The sequence below is a fragment of the Nocardioides sp. Z35_8 genome, from assembly GCF_059621125.1.
The window spans coordinates 262,358-277,592 of the sequence record NZ_JCAQIE010000004.1 but is presented as its reverse complement, the minus strand read 5'-3'; the positions used below and the strand labels follow the sequence as shown (position 1 = coordinate 277,592).

Annotated in this window: 13 protein-coding genes; all 13 read left to right on the top strand. The window is 73.7% G+C overall.

Annotation, left to right across the window (positions count from 1 at the left end; genetic code table 11):
* Nucleotides 1-378 precede the first annotated feature (378 nt).
* Nucleotides 379-807, top strand: coding sequence for a division/cell wall cluster transcriptional repressor MraZ (gene mraZ / locus AC54T2_RS17830; RefSeq protein ID WP_056607086.1), 429 nt, complete (start codon nucleotides 379-381; stop codon nucleotides 805-807).
* Between the two features lie 333 nt (nucleotides 808-1,140).
* On the top strand, nucleotides 1,141-1,299 hold the full coding sequence (locus AC54T2_RS17825; protein WP_491496639.1) for a hypothetical protein: 159 nt from the start codon (nucleotides 1,141-1,143) through the stop codon (nucleotides 1,297-1,299).
* Between the two features lie 4 nt (nucleotides 1,300-1,303).
* The gene (gene rsmH / locus AC54T2_RS17820) at nucleotides 1,304-2,281 is read left to right on the top strand and encodes a 16S rRNA (cytosine(1402)-N(4))-methyltransferase RsmH (RefSeq protein WP_496666845.1); all 978 of its coding nucleotides are present in this window, start codon (nucleotides 1,304-1,306) and stop codon (nucleotides 2,279-2,281) included.
* Nucleotides 2,278-2,838 (top strand): cell division protein FtsL, encoded by a 561-nt coding sequence (gene ftsL / locus AC54T2_RS17815; protein WP_489974635.1) that lies wholly within the window; start codon nucleotides 2,278-2,280, stop codon nucleotides 2,836-2,838. The genes rsmH and ftsL overlap by 4 nt, the downstream gene beginning before the upstream one ends.
* Nucleotides 2,839-2,930: 92 nt before the next feature.
* Nucleotides 2,931-4,703, top strand: coding sequence for a peptidoglycan D,D-transpeptidase FtsI family protein (locus AC54T2_RS17810; RefSeq protein WP_241005120.1), 1,773 nt, complete (start codon nucleotides 2,931-2,933; stop codon nucleotides 4,701-4,703).
* A 17-nt stretch (nucleotides 4,704-4,720) separates the two neighbouring features.
* Entirely contained in the window at nucleotides 4,721-6,307 is a 1,587-nt protein-coding gene (locus tag AC54T2_RS17805; protein ID WP_496666844.1) for a UDP-N-acetylmuramoyl-L-alanyl-D-glutamate--2,6-diaminopimelate ligase, read from the top strand.
* Nucleotides 6,304-7,719 (top strand): UDP-N-acetylmuramoyl-tripeptide--D-alanyl-D-alanine ligase, encoded by a 1,416-nt coding sequence (locus AC54T2_RS17800; RefSeq protein ID WP_186341063.1) that lies wholly within the window; start codon nucleotides 6,304-6,306, stop codon nucleotides 7,717-7,719. Before AC54T2_RS17805 ends, AC54T2_RS17800 begins: the two co-directional genes overlap by 4 nt.
* The gene (mraY, locus tag AC54T2_RS17795) at nucleotides 7,716-8,828 is read left to right on the top strand and encodes a phospho-N-acetylmuramoyl-pentapeptide-transferase (protein ID WP_186341064.1); all 1,113 of its coding nucleotides are present in this window, start codon (nucleotides 7,716-7,718) and stop codon (nucleotides 8,826-8,828) included. Before AC54T2_RS17800 ends, mraY begins: the two co-directional genes overlap by 4 nt.
* A complete protein-coding gene (gene murD / locus AC54T2_RS17790) occupies nucleotides 8,800-10,335 on the top strand; it encodes a UDP-N-acetylmuramoyl-L-alanine--D-glutamate ligase (protein WP_496666843.1) in 1,536 nt (511 codons plus the stop codon). The genes mraY and murD overlap by 29 nt, the downstream gene beginning before the upstream one ends.
* Before the next feature lie 32 nt (nucleotides 10,336-10,367).
* A complete protein-coding gene (gene ftsW, locus AC54T2_RS17785; RefSeq protein WP_489974630.1) occupies nucleotides 10,368-11,696 on the top strand; it encodes a putative lipid II flippase FtsW in 1,329 nt (442 codons plus the stop codon).
* Nucleotides 11,697-11,706: 10 nt separating this feature from the next.
* Nucleotides 11,707-12,786 carry an undecaprenyldiphospho-muramoylpentapeptide beta-N-acetylglucosaminyltransferase gene (murG, locus tag AC54T2_RS17780; RefSeq protein WP_496666842.1) on the top strand — a complete coding sequence of 360 codons (1,080 nt, stop codon included), beginning with the start codon at nucleotides 11,707-11,709 and terminating at the stop codon, nucleotides 12,784-12,786.
* A complete protein-coding gene (murC, locus tag AC54T2_RS17775) occupies nucleotides 12,783-14,195 on the top strand; it encodes a UDP-N-acetylmuramate--L-alanine ligase (RefSeq protein WP_186341068.1) in 1,413 nt (470 codons plus the stop codon). The genes murG and murC overlap by 4 nt, the downstream gene beginning before the upstream one ends.
* On the top strand, nucleotides 14,196-15,056 hold the full coding sequence (locus AC54T2_RS17770) for a cell division protein FtsQ/DivIB (protein ID WP_496666841.1): 861 nt from the start codon (nucleotides 14,196-14,198) through the stop codon (nucleotides 15,054-15,056).
* Nucleotides 15,057-15,235: the final 179 nt, after the last annotated feature.

Here is a 15,235-nt window from a genome sequence, read left to right as displayed (position 1 = left end):
ACCTCGCCACCACGGTATGTGGTGCGCGCAACATACCGCTCGGTCGCTGCCGCGGCGCCGATGCGGAGACGAACGCCCTCGTCCTGCGCTCCCCTCGGCACCACCCTTCGCCACGCCGTTCCCCACTTCGCTCCACCACGGGCTGCCGGCTTCCCCCACCGACGCTCCACCAGGGCCGTCCTGAGTGTGGATCCACCCCGTTGCACGCTCCCGGGCGGGTCACGTCGCGGCGCGTGCGTGCTCGCCAGGAGGGCCCGGACGCGGCCGATTTGGGCGCGAAACACGCTCGATCTGGTTGACGGTGGAGTGAAGTGGGGTACTGTGGTGCGAAGTGGGGGACAGGGTCGATCTATCCCGCCGAGCAACGGGAGGTGCCGGGTGTTCTTCGGCACCTACACGCCCAAGCTCGACGAGAAGGGCCGTCTCTTCCTCCCGGCGAAGTTCAGGGACGAACTGACGGAGGGACTCGTGGTGACCAGGGGACAGGAGCGCTGCCTCACTGTCTGGTCGCTGGAGGACTTCGGCCGGCTCACCGACCGGCTCCGAGAGGCGCCGGTCACGCAGAAGAACACCCGTGACTACGTCCGCATGCTGTTCGCCGCCGCCAGCCAGGAGGTGCCGGACAAGCAGGGACGGATCAACATCCCGGCGCCGCTGCGGGAGTACGCCTCGCTCCGCAAGGAGTGCGTCGTCATCGGGTCGATGAACCGGATCGAGATCTGGGACCCGACCGCGTGGGCGACCTACTCCGAGGAGCAGGAGCAGAAGTTCTCCGAGCTCAGCGACGAGGTCTTCCCCGGCATCTGAGCAGCGCCCCGCACCAGAACCAGCACGCACCACCCGACAACGCCAGACAACAGCAACGCCAGACAACAGCACAGCTGACATCGCGACCCGTATCACCAGGTCTCGAGCCCGCTCCTCGCGCGGCCATCTGGGGCACTTCCCCGGCACCAGAGGGCACCCCCTGCTCCGGCAGGGGGCAAGGAGCGGGCAGGGACCTGGTGCGGCGGCTCGCCCCGTGCCACACGGCGGGGAGTGTCAGCCGCACCGCCAGCTCCGGCCCCGCCACCTCAACATCCGGCCCGGCCGGGCCGGCGCCCAGCACGTACATCCGCAGCAACCAGTGGGGTCGAGACGATGAGCACCACCCAGCGCGTGGGACGCACGGCAGCACCGCCGTCGCGGGTCCGCGACCAGGCGCGTGAGGCGGCCGCGCTCGTCGCGTTCTCCGCCGCCACCGCCTGCGGGCTGGCGCTCGCCCTGCTCCTGCTGATGCGCCTGGGCTCCCAGGGTTGAGCAGATGACGACTCCTCGCCACGCCCCGGTGCTCCTCGACCGGGTCGTCGCCCTGCTGGCCCCTGCGCTCGAGGCCCCCGGCTCGGTCTACGTCGACTGCACCCTCGGCCTCGGCGGGCACAGCGAGGCGGTCCTCGAGCGCCTGCCCCACGCCCGCGTGATCGGGATCGACCGCGACCCCGAGGCGCTGCGGATGTCCTCGGAGCGGCTCGCGTCCCACGGCGACCGGTTCACCGCCGTGCACGCCGTCTACGACGAGCTGCCGGAGGTCGTCGCCTCGCTCGGCCTCGACCACGTCGACGCCGTGTTCTTCGACCTCGGGGTGTCCTCCATGCAGCTCGACGTGCGCGAGCGCGGGTTCGCCTACGCCGAGGACGCGCCGCTCGACATGCGGATGGACCCGACGACCGGCCCGACCGCCGCCGAGCTGCTCAACACCGCGACCGCCCAGGAGCTGACCCGGATCCTGCGGGAGTACGGCGAGGAGAAGTTCGCCAGCAGGATCGCCCGCGAGGTCGTCCGGCGCCGCGAGGCGACGCCGTTCAGCACCAGCGCCGACCTCGTCGAGCTGCTCTACGCCACGATCCCCGCACCCGCCCGGCGCACGGGCGGCCACCCGGCCAAGCGCACCTTCCAGGCGCTGCGGATGGCGGTCAACGACGAGCTCGCCGTGCTGCGGCGGGCGATCCCGGCCTCGATGGAGGTCATCGGCGTCGGCGGGCGGGTGGTGGTCGAGTCCTACCACTCGCTCGAGGACCGGCTCGTCAAGCGGGCGTTCGCCGACGCCACCCGCCTCGACGTGCCGCCGGACCTGCCGTTCGTGCCCGAGGGCGCCGAGCCGGCCCTGCGGCTGGTCACCCGCGGCGCCGAGCGGGCCGACGAGCAGGAGATCGCCGCGAACCCCCGCGCCGCCTCCGTCCGCCTGCGCGCCGTCGAGCGCGTCCTCCCGTCCACTCCCACTTCCCCAGGAGTCGTCCGATGAGCAGTCCCGCCCTCCAACCCCGGACCCGGGTCACGCGGATCGCCCAGGAGGCCGTCGACAAGGCCCGCCTGAGCGTCGTGCCGCGGGTGCGCACCCGCGCCCCGCGGATGCCGTTCATGACGTTGGTGAGCCTCGTCCTGCTCGCCGGGATCGTCGGCCTGCTGCTCTTCAACACCTCGTTGCAGCAGGCGTCCTTCGCCGCGTCCGCCCTCGAGTCCGAGGCCGACACCCTCGCCGCCCGCGAGCAGACCCTGCGCATGGAGCTCGACGAGCTGCGCAACCCGCAGCGGGTCGCCTCGCAGGCCCAGGCGATGGGGATGGTCATCCCCGCCGCACCGGTGTTCCTCGACCTCGAGACCGGCGAGACGAGCGGCGTCCGCACGCCCGCCACCCCGGAGAACGCGCTGCTGCTGCAGCCGCCCGCCCCGGTCAAGCCGGCCGTCCTGGCCCCGCGCCCGACCTACGTCGAGGTGCCGGCCGCTCCGAGCGTCGAGGAGCAGGGCGCGACCGCCGCGGGAGGCACCGACGCCAAGCCGCGCAAGAAGCGCAACCGCTGACGGCGCGCTCGCGCGGATCCGTCGCGCCGCGCCCCTAGATTGTCGACCAGGCCGGCTCCACCCCGGAGCCGTCCGGGAAACGAGGGAGATCAGTGCCGAGCACCCGCCCCAGGCGCGGCGCCTCACGTGGCGCGCCCATGCTGCGCCTGCGCATCGGGTTCGTCCTCATCGCGATGGTCCTCTCCTTCTTCGGTGCCCGGCTGGTGCAGCTCCAGGGCGTCGATCCCCGCTCCTACGCGGTCCGCGCGGCCGCCGAGGGCGCGGTGCGGGTGCCGCTGGAGGCCGAGCGCGGCGACATCCTCGACCGCAACGGCCAGCCGCTCGCCGACTCCGTCAAGGGCAAGATGGTCATCGCCGACCCCGCGCTCACCGCAGACCGGGCGCCCGAGCTCGCCCGGCTGCTGACCGACCGGCTCTCCGTCGACTACTTCAGGACCCTCACCGCGCTGCGCGGCCGCAAGGACGGCAGCCGCTTCGAGTACGTCGCCCGGCGGGTGCCGAGCACGCTGGCGGGCGACACCCTCGCGGCCCTCGACGAGGCCGGCTTCAAGGGCATCAGCCTGCAGGACGACCCGATCCGGTCCTACCCCTCCGGTGACGTGGGCGCCAACCTGATCGGCTACATGGGCACCGACGAGCCGCTCGGCGGCTTCGAGCGCACCTTCGACACGCAGCTGGCCGGCGTCGACGGCGAGGCCACCTGGCAGTCCAACTCGGGCAAGGGGGTGCGGATCCCGCTGCGCGAGAGCACCCTCAAGGCCGCCCGCAACGGCGAGGCGCTGCGCACCACCATCGACCGCGACCTGCAGTGGTTCACCCAGAAGGTGCTCGCGCAGTCGGTGCGCCAGTACCGCGCCGAGAGCGGCGCCGCGGTCGTCATGGACACCCGCACCGGCGAGATCCTCGCGCTCGCCGACTACCCGACCTTCGACGCCAACGTGCCGACCGAGTCCGACCAGGACGACCTCGGCTCGCGCGCCATGAGCGACACCTACGAGCCCGGGTCGGTGCAGAAGGTGCTCACCGCCGCCTCGCTGATCGACGCAGGCAAGGCGTTCCCGCGTCAGCGCTTCAAGGTGCCGTCCAGCCTCGCGCGCCAGGACCGGGTGATCGGCGACTGGTTCGACCACGGCGACATCCGGCTCACCCTGGCCGGCATCATCGCCAAGTCGTCCAACATCGGCACGGTGCTCGCCGCCGACGCGTTCTCGCCGCCGGAGCTGGTGGCCTACCTGAAGCGGTTCGGGCTCGGCACGCGCACCGACATCGGCGTCCGCGGCGAGACCCCCGGCATCCTGACCCCCGGCGAGGCGATGACGTCGCAGACCAAGGACCGCGTCGCCTTCGGGCAGTCGCTCTCGGTCAACGTCGCCCAGATGGCCGCGGCCATCAACACCATCGCCAACGGGGGAGTGCGGGTCTCGCCCAGTCTCGTCTCGGGGTCCGCGGTCACCGACGACGGCGTCACCGTCGGCACCGACGTCGCCACGCGTACGCGCGTCGTCAGCAAGAAGGCCGCGCGCGCGACCGCACGGATGATGGAGAAGGTCGTCGACCCCGAGGACGGCGTCGCGCCCGCGGCACAGGTGCCCGGCTACCTCGTCGCCGGCAAGACCGGCACCGCCCAGCGGGTCGCCAGCGACGGCACCGGCTACGACGGCAGCACGTCGGTCTCCTTCGGAGGGTTCGCTCCCGCCGACGACGCCCGCTTCACCGTCTACGTCGTGGTGCACGCCCCCCGGGTCGACGGCGGCGGCGGCTCGATCGCGGGGCCGGTGTTCTCCCGGATCATGGGCTACGTCCTGGGCCGCTACGGCGTCGCGCCCACCGACGGCACCCCGTCGCGCCTGCCCGTCGAGTGGTGAGTCGATACGCTCGGTCGGTGCACGAGTCTGTGAGTGCGACGCGACCACGGCAGTCCCCGTCGACCCCTGCGGTCGAGCTCGCCGGGTGGCTCGCGGCGACGACGGAGGTGGCCGTCCACGGCGATCTCGACGTCGTGGTCACCGGCATCTCGCTGAGCACCGCGCGGGTGCGCCCCGGCGACCTCTACGCCGCGCTCCCCGGCGCGCGCGCCCACGGCGCCGACTACGCCGAGCAGGCCCTGGCGGCCGGGGCGGTCGCCGTGCTCACCGACCCCGACGGCCTCGACCGGCTCCCGCCGGGCACGCCCGCCCTCGTCGTGGCCGACCCCCGACGGGTGCTCGGCCGGCTGGCCGCCCGGGTCTACGGCGACCCCGCCGACGCGCTCCGCGTCGTCGGCGTCACCGGCACCCAGGGCAAGACCACGACCACCCGGCTCCTCGAGCAGGGCCTCACCGCCGCGGGGGTGACCTCGGCGGTCATCGGCACCGTCGGCACCCGGGTCGCCGGGGAGGACGTCCGGACCCAGCTCACCACCCCGGAGGCGCCCGACCTGCACGGCCTCTTCGCGGTGATGCGCGAGCGGGGCGTCGACACCTGCGCGATGGAGGTCTCCAGCCACGCCCTCGTGCTCGGCCGCGTCGACGGGGTGCGGTTCGACGTCGCCACGTTCCTCAACCTCGGGCGCGACCACCTCGACTTCCACGCCGACCTCGACGACTACTTCGCCGCCAAGGCCGGCCTCTTCACGCCCGAGCGGGCCCGGGTCGGTCTGACCAACGTCGACGACGAGTTCGGCAGGCGCCTGCTCGACGTGGCGCGCATCCCGATGTCGACCTACTCCTCGCGCGGCGCCGACGCCGACTGGCGGGCCACCGACGTCGAGCTCTCCGCCGACGGCGCGCGCTTCACCGTCCTCGGCCCGGGGGTCGAGGTCCCGGCGCAGGTGCTCCTCCCGGGCGAGTTCAACGTCTCCAACGCCCTGGCCGCCATCGCCTCGGCAGCCCTCGCCGGGCTCGACCCGCGCCGGGTGGCCGACGGGATCGCCCGCGTGGGCGGGGTGCCGGGCCGGCTCGAGCCGGTGACGGCCGGCCAGGACTTCACCGTGGTCGTCGACTACGCCCACAAGCCCGACGCCCTCGAGGCGGTGCTGGCCACCCTCCGGCCGCTGACGGACGGACAGGTGGTCGTCGTGGTGGGGGCCGGGGGCGACCGCGACACCGCCAAGCGCCCGGTCATGGGCGAGATCGCCGCGCGGCTCGCCGACGTCGTCGTCGTCACCGACGACAACCCCCGCACCGAGGACCCCGCGACCATCCGCGCCGCGCTGCTGGCGGGTGCGCGCGGCGGCGCTGCGGAGGTCCTCGAGGTGGGGGAGCGCCGGCTCGCGATCCGGGAGGCCGTGCGGCGCGCCCGCACCGGTGACGTGGTGCTCATCGCCGGCAAGGGCCACGAGACCGGCCAGGAGGTCGACGACGTGGTGCACCCCTTCGACGACCGGGTCGTCGCCGCCGAGGAGGTCGAGTCGGCCCTGGCCGAGCGACACGACGGCACCACGGGGTCGGAGGCGCCGGCCCGCTCCGACGGGTCGGGGGCCCGCGCATGATCGAGATGTCGCTCGACGAGATCGCCCACGTGGTCGGCGGCACCGCCCACGGCGAGGCGCTCGTGCGCGGCGGCGCGTTCATCGACACGCGCACGCCCGAGGACGGCGGACTCTTCGTGGCGGTCACCGGCCAGCGGGTCGACGGTCACGACCTGGCCCGCGCCGCCGGCGACGCCGGCGCCGTCGCCGTGCTCGGCACCCGGCCCACCGAGCTGCCCACCGTCGTCGTGGCCGACGTGACGACGGCCCTGGGGCTGCTGGCCCGGCACGTCGTCGACCGGCTCCCCGACGTGGTCGTCCTCGCGATGACGGGCTCGCAGGGCAAGACGGGCACGAAGGACTACCTCGCCCACGTGCTGTCCGAGGACGCGCCGACCGTCGCCACCCGCGGCAACTTCAACAACGAGCTCGGCGTCCCGCTGACCGTGCTGCGCGCCACCTCCGAGACCCGCTACCTCGTCGTCGAGATGGGGGCCCGTGGGATCGGCCACATCGCCGAGCTGTGCGCGATCGCGCCACCGCGCGTGGCCGCGGTCCTCAACGTCGGCTCGGCCCACATCGGCGAGTTCGGCAGCCGGGAGGCGATCGCGCTGGCGAAGGGCGAGATCATCGAGGCGCTGCCGGCCGACGGCACGGCGGTGCTCAACGCCGACGACGACCTGGTGGCCGCGATGGCCCCCCGCACCCACGCGCAGGTGATGACCTTCGGCAGTGCGTCCGAGAGGTCCGCGCAACACCCGGTCCCCGACGTCGCCGTCAGCGAGGTGACCACCGACGAGCTCGGTCGGCAGTCGTTCGAGCTGGCCCACCGCGGCTCGGGGGCCACCGTGCACCTCGCGACGATCGGCGCCTACCAGTGGCGCAACGCCGCGGCAGCCGCCGCCATGGCACTGGCGGCAGGGCTCGACCTCGACACGGTCGCCGACTCGCTGGGCGACGCCGTGCCGGCGAGCCGCTGGCGCATGGAGCTCGGCGAGCGTCCCGACGGCCTGGCCGTCCTCAACGACGCCTACAACGCCAACCCCGAGTCGATGACGGCCGCGCTGGAGACCTTGGCCGGCATCGGCGCACGCAGCGGGCGGCGTACGGTCGCGGTGCTCGGCCAGATGCTCGAGCTCGGCGACGGGGCCGCCGAGGCCCACCGCGGCGTGGGCGCCTACGCCGCGGAGGCCGGGATCGACGTCCTGGTCGCCGTCGGCGACGAGGCCGCCGCCATCGCCGAGGGCTTCACCGCGGTCGGACGTGGGGGAGTGAGCATCGCCACGGCGGGGCGTGACGAAGCCGCCGACTGGCTGCGGCACAATGTCTCGGCTGCTGATGTCGTCCTGGTGAAGGCATCGCGGGGGGCGGCGCTGGAACTGATCGCCGACGACCTCCTGACCGGGAGCGGCAAGGAAGGAAGCACCACATGAGAGCCATCCTGTTCGGAGGAGGACTCTCCCTGCTGATCTCGCTGCTGGGCACGCGCTACGCGATCAGGTTCTTCACCCGCCAGGGATTCGGGCAGCCGATCCGTGACGACGGGCCGACCACGCACCACGTCAAGCGCGGCACCCCCACGATGGGCGGGGCGGTCATCGTGCTCGCCACCGTCGTGGGCTACGCCGCCGCCAAGGTGATCACCGGCACGGCACCGACGGCCTCGGCGCTGCTGCTGCTGTTCCTCTTCGTCGGCCTGGGCACCGTCGGCTTCCTCGACGACTTCCTCAAGGTCAGCCGGCAGCACAACCTCGGGCTGCGCAGTCGCGCCAAGATGATCGGCCAGACGCTCGTCGCGGTCATCTTCGGCTTCCTCGCGCTCTCGCCGGCGCTGGAGGACGAGCGTGGCTGGCGACCGGCGTCCGACCACATCTCCTTCATCCGCGACTACGAGCGCTTCGCGCTGCCGACGGCCCTCGCGATGCTGCTGATCTGGTTCTTCGTGACCGGGTTCAGCAACGCGGTCAACCTCACCGACGGCCTCGACGGGCTGGCAGCGGGATCCTCGATCCTCGTCTTCGCCGCCTACACGCTGGTCAACATCTGGCAGAACAGCCAGTCGTGCGCCCTCCAGGCCGGACCGAAGTGCTACGAGGTGCGCGACCCGCTCGACCTGGCCGTGGTCGCCGCGGCCATCACGGGAGCCTGCTTCGGCTTCCTGTGGTGGAACGCCTCGCCCGCGCAGATCATCATGGGCGACACCGGCTCGCTCGCCCTGGGCGGCGCGATGGCCGGCTTCGCGATCATGACCCGCACCGAGCTGCTGCTGGTGATCATCGGCGGCCTCTTCGTCGCCGTCACCCTGTCGGTGATGATCCAGGTCTCGGTGTTCAAGGCGAGCCGCGCGAGCGGGCTCTTCCGCAGCATCTTCAAGGTGCAGCCCGGCCACCGGGTGTTCCGGATGACCCCGCTGCACCACCACTTCGAGATGCTCGGCTGGGAGCAGGTCACGATCGTGATCCGCTTCTGGATCATCACCGGCCTCGCGGTCGCCACGGGCCTGGGCATCTTCTATGCGGAGTGGGTCGCGGGCATTGGCTAGCACCCCGGGCGGTCTCGACGTCGACGGGCTGGGGCGCACCAGCGACTGGTCCGGCGTGCGCGTCGTCGTCGCCGGGTTCGGCGTCTCGGGGTTCGCCGCCGCCGACAACCTGCTCTTCCTCGGCGCGCAGGTGACGGCGCTCGACGAGTCGACCAGCGACGAGAAGGCCGAGAGGGCCCGGCTGCTGGAGACCCTGGGCGCCACCATCCGCCTCGAGCCCGGCGCCACCGACGTCCTGCCCGACGACGTCGACCTGGTGGTCACCTCGCCGGGCTGGCGTCCCACCGCGCCGCTCCTCGCCCAGGCCGCCGAGCGGGGCGTGCCCGTGTGGGGCGAGGTCGAGCTGGCCTGGCGGCTCCGCGACCCCGACCACGCCGCTCCGTGGCTGGCCGTCACCGGCACCAACGGCAAGACCACGACCGTGCAGATGCTGCGGTCCATCCTCACCGCGGCCGGCCTGCGTGCGGTCGCCGTGGGCAACGTCGGTCGCCCGATCGTCGAGGCCGTGATGGACCCCGAGCCCTACGACGTCCTCGCCGTCGAGCTCTCCAGCTTCCAGCTCCACTACACCCGGTCGATGGCCGCCGAGTCCGCCGTCGTTCTCAACCTCGCCGAGGACCACCTCGACTGGTACGCCGACGAGCCGGGCGGCCGCACCGGCATGGAGGTCTACGCCGCCGACAAGGCGCGGGTCTATGCCGGCGTCGAGCGCGCCTGCGTCTACAACCTGGCCGACCCGGCCACCGAGGACATGGTTCGCGAGGCCGACGTCGTCGAGGGCGCTCGGGCGGTCGGCTTCACCCTCGGCACGCCCGGCCCGGGGAACCTCGGCGTCGTCGACGACCTGCTGGTCGACCGGGCCTTCATCGAGGAGCGGGCCACCAGTGCCGCCGAGCTCTGCACGCTCGGCGACCTCGCCTCCCCGGCCCCGCACTTCGTCGCCAACGCCCTCGCCGCCGCCGCCCTGGCGCGCGCGCACGGCGTGAGCCAGCAGGCCGTGCGCGACGGGCTGCGGGCCTTCCGGCCCGACGGCCACCGCATCGCCCACGTCGCCGAGGCCCGCGGCGTCACCTGGATCGACGACTCCAAGGCCACCAACCCGCACGCCGCGCAGTCCTCCCTGTCCGCCTACGAGCCCGTCGTGTGGGTCGCCGGCGGGCTGGCCAAGGGGGCCCGCTTCGACGACCTCGTGCGGTCCGTGCGCGGCCGGCTGCGCGGCGTCGTCCTGCTGGGCCGCGACCGCCGGGTCGTCGCCGACGCTCTTTCGCGACACGCGCCCGATGTGCCGGTCATCGATGTGGGCGCCGACGAGACTGGGGATCCGATGGAGCGCGTGGTCGACGCGGCCGCCGGGCTCGCCAGGGCCGGTGACACGGTGTTGCTCGCGCCGGGATGCGCCTCCATGGACATGTTCACCGACTACGGCGCTCGCGGCGACGCGTTCGCCATCGCGGTGCACGCTCACATCGACCGCACCGACCAGACCGACCCGCCCGACACCGACTGAGGGCGCGCACCGACCCGAGGGGAGCCGCGACGATGACCACCGTCAACCCCGGGGACGTCGGGCTGGGCGTCGCGTCGCCACCGGTGGACGGTGCCGCGGACGGGACGGTGGACGGGCAGGTCGACGCCCCCACGCGTGCGTCGTCCCCACGCCCGCCGCTCGGCTCGGGCCTCGCCGCGGGCTGGCGCTCGGTGCGCGAGGCGCTCGACAAGCCCCTCGCCTCCTACTACCTGCTGCTCGGCGCCTCGGCGCTGCTGCTCACCATCGGCGTGATCATGGTGCTCAGCGCCTCCAGCGTGCGGGCCTACCTCACCTACGACGACTCCTACGCCGTGGTGAAGCGCCAGCTGCTGTGGGTCGCGATCGGGCTGCCCGCCGCCTGGGTGGCGTCGCGGATCCCGGTGCGGCACGTGCGCCGGCTGGCCTATCCGAGCTTCCTGGTGGCGCTGGTGCTGCTGGCCCTCGTCGCTCGCTTCGGCGTGCTCGTCAACGGCAACAAGAACTGGCTGGCCGTTGGCCCGGTCAACATCCAGCCGGCCGAGATCGCCAAGCTGGCCATCGTGCTGTGGGCGGCCAACATCTACGCCCACAAGGAGCGCCGCCTCCGCGAGCTGCACCACCTGCTCGTGCCGGTCGTGCCGGGCCTGTTCGCGGTGATCGGCCTCGTGCTCGTCGGCCGCGACCTCGGCACGGCGATGGTGCTGGCGGCCATCCTCCTCGGCATGCTGTGGGTGGTCGGGGCCCCGTTGCGGCTGTTCGGGCTCAGTCTCTCGGTGATGGGGGTGGCGGCGCTCGCGCTGGCCGCCACCGACCCCGAGCGGCTGGAGCGCATCACGCACTTCACCGACCCGTTCAAGGACTACACCGACGCCGGCTGGCAGCCCGCCCACGGCCTCTACGCCCTGTCCAGCGGCGGGTGGTTCGGGCAGGGGATCGGTGCGTCGACCCAGAAGTGGGGCGACCTCCCCGAGGCCCACACCGACTTCATCTTCGCCGTCCTCGGCGAGGAGCTCGGCCTCGTGGGCACCCTGCTGGTCGTCGGTCTCTTCTTCACCATCGCCTACGCCGCGATCCGCGTCGCGCTCAGCACCCAGGACCCGTTCGTGCGCTACGCCACGTTCGGGATCGTGGTGTGGCTGCTCGGCCAGATGATGATCAACGTCGGCATGGTGCTCGCCGTCCTGCCCGTCATCGGCATCCCGCTGCCCATCGTGTCCTACGGCGGGTCGGCCCTCCTGCCGTCGCTGGTGGCCCTCGGGCTGGTGATCGGGTTCGCCCGCCGGGAGCCGGAGGCCGCGGCGGCGCTGGCGGCACGCCGTCGCAACCGCTCCGCCGGCCTGTCCGCGGGCCCCGCTCGCTAGGTTTGGCCCGATGCGCGTACTCCTCGCCGGCGGTGGATCCGCCGGCCACACCTCGCCCCTGCTCGCCACGGCCGACGCCCTGCGGCGGCTCGACCCGGAGGTCCGGGTGACCTGCCTCGGCACCCGAGAGGGACTCGAGGCCCGGCTCGTGCCCGAGGCCGGCCTGCCGCTCGAGTACGTGCCCCGCGTGCCGCTGCCGCGGCGTCCCAGCCCCGAGCTGCTCCGGACGCCGACGCGGTTGCGCGCCGCCCGCGCGGCGGCCCTCGAGGTGGTCGACCGGGTGCGCCCCGACGTGGTCGTGGGCTTCGGTGGCTATGTCTCCGTGCCCGCCTACCTGGCCGCCCGCAAGCGCGGAGTGCCGATCGTCGTCCACGAGGGCAACGCCATGCCCGGGATCGCCAACCGGCTCGGGGCGCGGATGACGTCCCACGTGGCCACCAGCTTCCCGGGCACGGAGCTGCCGCACGCCGTGTGCACCGGCCTGCCGATCCGGCGGCTCATCTCGACCCTGGACCGGGGTGCGCTGCGCGGTGAGGCGCTCACCACCTTCGGCCTGCGCGACGACCTGCCGACCCTGCTGGTCACCGGTGGCTCGCAGGGCGCCGCGCGCATCAACGCCGCGGTCTCCGGCGCCGCCCCCGACCTCGCGGCCGCCGGGGTGCAGGTGCTGCACATCGTGGGACCCGCGCACGAGCTCGCCGTCGAGCCGGGCGAGGTGCCCTACGTCGTGCTCAACTACGTCGACCGGATGGACCTCGCCTACGCCGCGGCCGACGCGGTGCTGTGCCGCTCCGGCAGCAACACCGTCACCGAGGTCTCCGGGGTCGGCCTGCCGGCCGTCTACGTCCCGCTGCCCATCGGCAACGGCGAGCAGGCGCTCAACGCGCGCCCGGTCGTCGACGCCGGCGGCGGCCTCCTGGTCTCCGACGCCGCCCTGACCCCGGAGTGGGTCGCGGCCACCCTGCCGGGCCTCCTCACCGACCCGGCGCGGCTCGCCGCCATGGGCGCCGCCGCGACCGGCGTGATCCCGCTCGACGCCGACGAGAAGCTGGCGCGCATCGTCCTCGACGCCGCAGGCGGACGGTCGTGAGGATCCCGGTCCCCGACGAGGTGCTGCCCGCGGCGGCGCTCGGCCGCGTCCACTGCATCGGCATCGGCGGCGCCGGCATCTCCGCGATCGCGCGCATCATGGCCCAGCGCGGCGTCCCGGTGACGGGCAGCGACGACCACGACACCCCGTTCCTTCCCGCGCTGCGCGAGCTGGGGGTGACCTGCCACCTCGGCTACGACGCCGCGCACCTCGGCGACGCCGACACCGTGGTCGTCACCACGGCTGCCCGCGAGGACAACCCCGAGGTGGTCGAGGCGCGCCGCCGCGGCCTGCGCATCCTGCCCCGCTCAGCCGGTCTCGCCTCGGTGATGCTCGGCTCGCGGGTCCTGGCCGTCGCCGGCACCCACGGCAAGACGACGACCACGGGCCTGCTCACGTCCGCGCTGCTGGCCGCCGGCGTCGACCCGTCGTACGCGGTGGGCGGGGTGCTCAGCGCCACCGGCCGCAACGCCGACGCCGGCACCGACGACCTGTTCGTCGCCGAGGCCGACGAGAGTGACGGCGCCTTCCTGCACTACCGCCCCCACGCGGCGATCGTCACCAACGTCGAGGCCGACCACCTCGACAACTGGGGGACGGAGGAGGCCTACCACCGCGCGTTCGACGACTTCGCCGCCACCCTCGACCGCAGCGGCTTCCTGGTGTGCGTGGTCGACGACCCCGGTGCGGCGCGGCTCGCGCGCCACGCCCGCGACGCCGGCCTCGAGGTGGTGACGGTGGGGGAGTCGCCCGACGCCGACGTCCGTGTCCACGACCTGCTGCTCGACGGCTCCACCTCGGTGTGCCGCGTCACCCAGCACGGCAGCGACCTCGGCGAGCTGCGGCTGCGGATCCCCGGGCGCCACTACGTCCTCGACGCGGTCGCCGCGCTGGCCATGGGCCTGCGGCTCGGTCTTCCGTTCGCGTCCCTCGCCGAAGGGCTGGGCGGCTTCACCGGCACCGGACGCCGCATGGAGCTGAAGGGCGAGGCGGCAGGCGTGCGCGTCTACGACTCCTACGCCCACCACCCCGTCGAGATCCGGGGCGACCTCGAGGCCGCCCGGGCCCTCGCCGGCGACGGACGCGTCATCGCCGCCTTCCAGCCCCACCTCGTCTCCCGCACTCGCATCTTCGGCGAGGCGATGGGCGCCGAGCTCGGTGCCGCCGACGAGGTCGTCGTGCTCGACGTCTACGTCGCGCGCGAGGACCCCGACCCGGCGGTGACGGGCCTGCTCGTCGCCGACGCCGTCCCGCTGCCGGCCCAGCACGTGACCTACGTCGACGGGCTGGGCGCCGCGGCCCAGGCACTCGCCGAGCGGTCGCGCCCGGGCGACCTCGTGATCACCCTGGGCGCCGGCGACGTCACGACCGTCGGACCCCAGGTGCTCGACCTGCTCGGAGGTGCCTGAGTGGACCGCGACGCGCCGCCCCGCGACTCCCGGCCCACTGGCCCGGGCGCGGTCTCGGGCAGCGACGCGGAGAACGGCGGACCCGACGCCCGGGCCGTGGCCCGGCAGCGCAAGCAGGCCGAGCGGGAGGCGAGGTCGGCCCGGCGCACCCGCCGCCGCTTCGCCCGGCGGCAGTGGGCGCGCCGGTGGCTGTCCCTGCGCTACGTCCTCGCCCTGCTGCTGGTCCTCACGCTGCTCGCCACCGGCGTGCACCTGGTGTTCTTCTCCACCAGGCTCCAGGTGCAGCGCGTCGAGGTGGTGGGCAACACCCTCCTCAGCGACGGCCGGGTCCGGGAGGTCGCCGACGTGCCGCTCGGGGAGCAGCTCGCGCTCGTCGACCTCGCCCGCGCCCGGGCGCGCGTCGGCGCGCTCGCCGAGGTCGAGTCCGTCGACGTGACGCGCACCTGGCCCGACTCCGTGCGGATCGCGGTGGTCGAGCGCACCGCCGTGGCCGTCGTCGAGCTCGCCGGCCGGATCCGCGGCCTCGACGCCGACGGGGTGGTCTTCCGCGACTACCGCGCGGTGCCGAAGGGGATCCCGCGGGTGCGCCCCGGCAGCACCGCCGGCGGCGACGCGCTCCGCGAGGCCGCGACGGTCGTCTCGGCGCTCCCGGCCGACCTCGTCACCCGCGTCGACCACGTCGAGGTCGCCACCATCGACCAGATCACCCTCGTGATGCGCGACGGGCGCGAGGTGCTGTGGGGGAGCGCCGAGGACTCCGAGCTCAAGGCGCTCGTCGTGGACAAGCTGCTGGCCGCGCAGAAGGCGCCCTACTACGACGTCAGCGTCCCCGGCAACCCCACCTACCGCACCACTCCCTGACGGCTGCTCCCTGCCGGCTGCGGCCCCGCGGTGCGGTCGTGGCCGGCACACCGGGTGCAGAAATCGGCGCCGCGCCGGGCGTGTTGCCGGACTGGGGCAGAGCGGTCTGCCTATGGTCGTGCTAAAGGCGAGGTTGACATAACTATAACCCTCAGGCTCACGGTTAGGGTTCCGGCGGG

Coding starts and splice junctions, on each gene's coding strand:
- AC54T2_RS17825 (WP_491496639.1), top strand. CDS start 1,141: ATGAGCACCACCCAGCGCGTGGGACGCACGGCAGCACCGCCGTCGCGG.
- rsmH (WP_496666845.1), top strand. CDS start 1,304: ATGACGACTCCTCGCCACGCCCCGGTGCTCCTCGACCGGGTCGTCGCC.
- ftsL (WP_489974635.1), top strand. CDS start 2,278: ATGAGCAGTCCCGCCCTCCAACCCCGGACCCGGGTCACGCGGATCGCC.
- AC54T2_RS17800 (WP_186341063.1), top strand. CDS start 6,304: ATGATCGAGATGTCGCTCGACGAGATCGCCCACGTGGTCGGCGGCACC.
- mraY (WP_186341064.1), top strand. CDS start 7,716: ATGAGAGCCATCCTGTTCGGAGGAGGACTCTCCCTGCTGATCTCGCTG.
- murD (WP_496666843.1), top strand. CDS start 8,800: ATGCGGAGTGGGTCGCGGGCATTGGCTAGCACCCCGGGCGGTCTCGAC.
- ftsW (WP_489974630.1), top strand. CDS start 10,368: ATGACCACCGTCAACCCCGGGGACGTCGGGCTGGGCGTCGCGTCGCCA.
- murG (WP_496666842.1), top strand. CDS start 11,707: ATGCGCGTACTCCTCGCCGGCGGTGGATCCGCCGGCCACACCTCGCCC.